This is a genomic window from Mesorhizobium sp. WSM3859 (assembly GCF_002295065.1).
GTDB lineage: Bacteria > Pseudomonadota > Alphaproteobacteria > Rhizobiales > Rhizobiaceae > Mesorhizobium.
The window spans coordinates 98328-104327 of the sequence record NZ_NSGG01000018.1; the positions used below are offsets into that span (position 1 = coordinate 98328).

The 6000-nt window shown below is 65.9% G+C and carries 4 protein-coding genes; all 4 read left to right on the top strand.

Annotation, left to right across the window (positions count from 1 at the left end; translation table 11 throughout):
• Positions 1-374 precede the first annotated feature (374 nt).
• The 4 genes from CK230_RS28710 (at position 375) to lpdA (ending at position 5673) form a co-directional block, all read left to right on the top strand.
• A complete protein-coding gene (locus CK230_RS28710) occupies positions 375-1607 on the top strand; it encodes a 3-methyl-2-oxobutanoate dehydrogenase (2-methylpropanoyl-transferring) subunit alpha (RefSeq protein ID WP_095820174.1) in 1233 nt (410 codons plus the stop codon).
• A 2-nt stretch (positions 1608-1609) separates the two neighbouring features.
• On the top strand, positions 1610-2623 hold the full coding sequence (locus CK230_RS28715) for an alpha-ketoacid dehydrogenase subunit beta (RefSeq protein WP_095820175.1): 1014 nt from the start codon (positions 1610-1612) through the stop codon (positions 2621-2623).
• A gap of 13 nt (positions 2624-2636) precedes the next feature.
• The gene (locus tag CK230_RS28720; protein WP_095820176.1) at positions 2637-4043 is read left to right on the top strand and encodes a dihydrolipoamide acetyltransferase family protein; all 1407 of its coding nucleotides are present in this window, start codon (positions 2637-2639) and stop codon (positions 4041-4043) included.
• A gap of 232 nt (positions 4044-4275) precedes the next feature.
• A complete protein-coding gene (gene lpdA / locus CK230_RS28725) occupies positions 4276-5673 on the top strand; it encodes a dihydrolipoyl dehydrogenase (protein ID WP_095820177.1) in 1398 nt (465 codons plus the stop codon).
• Positions 5674-6000 lie beyond the last annotated feature (327 nt).

Below are 6000 nucleotides of genomic sequence, written 5' to 3' on the forward strand. Positions count from 1 at the left end.
CGTAGCGGCCGGATGAGGGGTGCTCCAGGGAACGCCGACGTCTCACTCCGCTGGAACACCCCTCATCCGTCTCGGCGCTGCGCGCCGATCCACCTTCTCCCACAAGGGGAGAAGGGGAGGTCGCGCCCGGCCGCAGCCTCCCAATTGCATTTTCTAACGGCAACCGCCTCGCAAACTTCCGCCAAATTGCGCGCAGGGCGAAAACATCGACAAGAAATTTCGTCGCCATATCTGCATCTTGAGCCTGCGCGCCGCATCGGCTTGCCGAGGCCGGGGCCGGGGAGGAAGGCCGTGGCCAGACTCGGCGAATTCGCACTGGTGTGGCGGCGCGGATGTGCAAAGATCGCACCGGCAACATTGGAGGATGTGAGCTCATGGCCGATGCTGGAATGTTGCGCTTTCATGTGCCCGAGCCGGAGGTGCGGCCCGGCGGCACGCCCGACTTCTCCAATGTGACCATTCCCAAGGCCGGCTCGGTGCCGCGTCCGGAGATCGACGTCGATCCGCGCACCATCCGCGACATGGCTTTCTCCATCATCCGCGTGCTCAACCGCGCCGGCGAGGCGGTTGGGGCGTGGTCGGGGCTGCTCAGCGACCAGGAACTGCTTGAAGGCCTGCGCCACATGATGACGCTTCGGACCTTCGACGCGCGCATGCAGATGGCGCAGCGCCAGGGCAAGACCTCCTTCTACATGCAGCATCTCGGCGAAGAGGCAGTGAGCTGCGCGTTCCGCAGGGCGCTTCAGCCGGGCGACATGAATTTCCCGACTTATCGACAAGCAGGCCTTCTCATCGCCGACGGCTATCCGATGGTCACGATGATGAACCAGATCTATTCCAACGAGGCCGATCCGCTGAAGGGCCGGCAGCTGCCGGTCATGTATTCCTCGAAGGAGCACGGCTTCTTCTCGATCTCGGGCAATCTGGCGACGCAATATATCCAGGCGGTCGGCTGGGCGATGGCCTCGGCGATCTCCAACGATTCGCGCATCGCCGCCGCCTGGATCGGCGACGGCTCGACCGCGGAGTCCGATTTTCACGCGGCGCTGGTCTTCGCCTCGACCTACAAGGCTCCGGTCGTGCTCAACGTGGTCAACAACCAGTGGGCGATCTCGACTTTCCAGGGCATCGCGCGCGGCGGCTCCGGCACATTCGCCGCACGCGGCCTTGGCTTCGGCATTCCTTCGCTGCGCGTCGACGGCAATGACTACCTCGCGGTGCATGCCGTGGCGAAATGGGCGGCGGAACGGGCGCGCGCCAATTTCGGACCGACGCTGGTCGAATATGTCACCTACCGCGCCGGCGCGCATTCGACGTCGGACGATCCGTCGGCCTACCGGCCGAAGGCCGAGTCCGACGCCTGGCCGCTCGGCGATCCGGTTATCCGGCTCAAGAACCACCTGATCCACAAAGGCGTCTGGTCCGAGGATCGCCACACCCAGGCGGAAGCCGAGATCCTGGAGACGGTGATCGCCGCGCAGAAGGAGGCCGAGGGCCACGGCACGCTGCATGCCGGCGGCAAGCCGTCGACCCGCGACATGTTCGAGGGCGTCTATGCCGAGATGCCGCCGCATCTCAGGCGCCAGCGCCAGCAGGCGGGGGTCTGACCATGCCAAGGCGTACCATGATCGAGGCGATCCGTGACGCCATGGACGTGTCGATGGGCCGCGACAGCAAAGTCATCGTCTATGGCGAGGATGTCGGCTTCTTCGGCGGCGTCTTCCGCGCCACGCAAGGCCTGCAGGCCAAATACGGCAAGAGCCGCTGCTTCGACGCGCCGATCAGCGAATCCGGCATCGTCGGTTCGGCCATCGGCATGGCCGCCTACGGGCTGCGTCCTTGTGTCGAGGTGCAGTTTGCCGACTATGTTTATCCGGCCTACGACCAGATCGTGTCAGAGGCAGCGCGGCTGCGTTACCGTTCGAACGGCGACTTCACCTGCCCGATCGTGGTGCGCATGCCGACTGGCGGCGGCATTTTCGGCGGTCAGACGCACAGCCAAAGCCCAGAAGCGCTGTTCACCCATGTCTCCGGCCTGAAGGTGATCGTGCCCTCCAATCCGCACGACGCCAAGGGGTTGCTGATCGCGGCGATCGAGGATCCGGATCCGGTGATCTTCCTCGAACCGAAGCGGCTCTATAATGGGCCGTTCGACGGCCACCACGACAAGCCGGTGACGCCATGGTCGAAACATGAGCTCGGCGAGGTCGCCGACGGCCATTACACGATCCCGCTCGGCAAGGCGGCGATCCGCCGCCAGGGTTCGGCCGTGACGGTGCTCGCCTATGGCACGATGGTCTATGTGGCACAGGCTGCGGCCGAGGAGACCGGCATCGACGCCGAGGTGATCGATCTGAGGACGCTGCTTCCGCTCGACCTCGACACGATCGTCAGCTCGGTGAAGAAGACCGGACGCTGCGTCGTCGTGCATGAAGCGACGCTGACTTCCGGCTTCGGCGCCGAGCTGGTCTCGCTGGTGCAGGAGAACTGCTTCTACCATCTGGAAGCGCCGGTGGCACGGGTCGCCGGCTGGGACACGCCCTATCCGCACGCACAGGAATGGGATTACTTCCCCGGCCCGGCGCGGGTCGGCCGCGCGCTCTTCGAAACATTGGAAGCTTAGGGGGAGGCCTGACATGGGCGAACACGTCATCAAGCTTCCCGATGTGGGCGAAGGCGTCGCCGAGGCCGAGCTTGTCGAATGGCACGTCAAGGTCGGCGACCTCGTGCGCGAGGACACCGTCCTGGCCGCCGTCATGACCGACAAGGCAACCGTCGAGATCCCCTCGCCCGTCGACGGCGAGATCCTGTGGCTCGGCGCCGAGATCGGCGAGACGGTGGCGATCGGCTCGCCGATCGTGCGGCTGAAGGTGGCCGGCGAAGGCAATGTGAAGGCCGCCGCCGATGAGAGCAGCGAGAAGACCACCGCCGCTGGGGTGGACGCCGCTGGGGTTGGCCGCGGCTCTCGCCCTTCCGTCCGGCCCGGCCAAGAAACACCGCCGTCATCCTCGGGCTCGTCCCGAGGATCCACCGGTCCATCAGGAATGGCGACGCCGCATCCTTCAAGGCCGGCAGATCCTCGGGACAAGCCCGAGGATGACGGCGTCAAAACGAACCGTGCCGCGCCGAAGACCGCGCGCCCTGCCTCCATCTCCGGCGCGCCGCGCGCGGAAGGTGAGAAGCCGCTGGCTTCGCCGGCCGTGCGGCTGCGCGCCAAGGAAGCCGGCATCGACCTGCGCCAGGTGCCGGGCAGCGGTCCGGCCGGGCGGATCAGCCATGAGGACATCGATGCGTTCGTGGCGCGGGGCCCGCAGCTCGCCCGCGCCACCGGACTTGCGCGCAAGGACGGCGTCGAGGACATCAAGGTCGTAGGGCTCAGGCGCAAGATCGCCGAAAAGATGTCGCTGGCCAAATCGCGCATCCCGCACATCACCTATGTCGAGGAGGTCGACGTCACGGCATTGGAGGAACTGCGCGCGACGCTGAACAAGGAGAAGCGGGCGGATCGCCCGAAGCTGACGCTGCTGCCCTTCCTGATGCGGGCGATGGTCAAGGCCATCGCCGAACAGCCCAACCTCAACGCCTTGTTCGACGACGAAGCCGGCATCATCCACCAGCATGAAGGCATCCATATCGGCATCGCCGCGCAGACGCCCAACGGGCTGGTGGTGCCGGTGGTAAAACATGCCGAGGCGCGCGACCTCTGGGATAGTGCTGTGGAAGTGAACCGGCTGGCCGATGCGGCCAAGGCCGGCACGGCGAACCGCGAGGAGCTGTCCGGCTCGACCATCACCATCACCTCGCTCGGCGCCATGGGCGGCGTGGCGACCACGCCGGTCATCAACTATCCGGAAGTGGCGATCATCGGCGTCAACAAGATCATGGTGCGGCCGGTGTGGGACGGCACGCAGTTCATCCCGCGCAAGATGATGAACCTGTCGTCCAGCTTCGACCACCGCGTCATCGACGGCTGGGATGCCGCGGTTTTCGTGCAGCGCATCAAGGCTCTGCTCGAGACGCCGGCGCTGATCTTCGTGGATTGAGGCGGCGGATGTTGGGCTCGAACGTCGCGGCGCCGGCATGCGCGCTCCCCCTTCTCCCCTTGTGGGAGAAGGTGTCGCCGAAGGCGACGGATGAGGGGTGTTCCAGGGAAAGCCGACGTCTCACTCCGCTGGAACACCCCTCATCCGTCTCGGCGCTGACGCGCCGATCCACCTTCCCCCACAAGGGGGGAAGGGAAGGCGCGCACCAGTCATCGCCGAGAGGACAGCCAACATGAAAGAAATCTCCTGCAAGCTGCTCGTCATCGGCGCCGGGCCGGGTGGCTATGTCTGCGCCATCCGCGCCGGGCAGCTCGGCGTCGACACCGTCATCGTCGAGGCGGGCAAGCCGGGAGGCACCTGCCTCAATGTCGGCTGCATCCCGTCCAAGGCGTTGATCCATGCCGCCGAGGAGTTCGAGAAAATAGCGCATATGGCCGCCGGCAAGGACCCGCTCGGCATCAAGGTCGCCGCGCCGACGCTGGAACTAGCGAAAACCGTCGCTTGGAAGGACGGTATCGTTAGCCGGCTCAACAGCGGCGTGGCCGGGCTGCTGAAGAAGGCCAAGGTGAAGACCGTGCAGGGTTGGGCAACGTTCCGCGACGGCAAGACCGTCGAGGTCGAGACCGAGACCGGGACACAAGTCATCCGCGCCGAAACGGTGGTGATCGCCACCGGCTCGGCGCCGGTCGAGCTGCCGTTCCTGCCGTTCGGCGGTCCGGTCATCTCGTCGACCGAGGCGCTGGCGCTGAGCGATGTGCCGAAGAAGCTCGCGGTCGTCGGCGGCGGCTATATCGGGCTCGAGCTCGGCATGGCCTTCGCCAAGCTGGGCGCCAAGGTCACGGTGGTCGAAGCGCTGCCGCGCGTGCTGGCGCAATATGATGCCGAGCTGACGAGGCCGGTGCTGAAGCAGCTCGGCGAGCTCGGCGTCGACGTGATGACTGGCGCGAAAGCCAAGGGGCTATCTACCAAGAGCGATGCTTTGCTGGTGGAAACCGCCGATGGCAAGAGTGCCAAGATCGCCGCCGACAGGATTTTGGTCACGGTCGGCCGCAAGCCGCTGACCGAGGGCTGGGGGCTGGAGCAGATCGACCTCGACAGGGCGGGAAAATTCATCCGCATCGACGATCAGTGCCGCAGCTCGATGCGCGGCATCTATGCCATCGGCGACGTCACCGGCGAGCCGATGCTGGCGCACCGCGCCATGGCGCAGGGCGAGATGGTGGCCGAGATCGTCGCCGGCCATAAAAGAAGCTGGGACAAGCGCGCCATTCCCGCGATCTGCTTCACCGATCCGGAGCTGGTCACCGCCGGCCTGTCACCGGAAGAAGCGAAGGCGTTCGCCGGCGAGGTCAAGATCGGCCAGTTCCCGTTCGCCGCCAATGGGCGGGCGATGACCAGGCAGGGCGAGGACGGTTTCGTGCGGGTCGTGGCCCGCGCCGACAATCACCTGGTGCTCGGCATCCAGGCGGTCGGGCAAGGCGTGTCGGAACTGTCGGCTGCCTTCGGCCTGGCGCTCGAAATGGGCGCGCGGCTGGAGGATATCGCCGGCACGATCCACGCGCATCCGACGCAAGGCGAAGGGTTCCAGGAAGCGGCGCTGAAGGCGTTGGGGCACGCGCTGCATGTTTAGCTCCCCTTTTCCTCTCCCTCCGGAGGGGGGAGAGGTGGCGCCGCGAAGCGGCGACGGAGTGGGGGAAGCCGCTGCTCAAATGCGGATGCGCTGACAACCAGCTACCGGCCTCAATCGAGGCGAAGCATCGCCCCCGGCTTGAAATGGCAGCAGCTGGTGCTGGTCGACCCCCACTCCGTCGAGCTTCACTCGACACCTCTCCCCCGATCGACGGGGGAGAGGAAAGGCGTGTCCGAACCGGATAGATAGGTAACAGAATGGACCGATTAGATGGGTGACAGTTTTCTCGCCAGCCGGGAGGACCGGCGATGGTTTGGCGAGAGACTG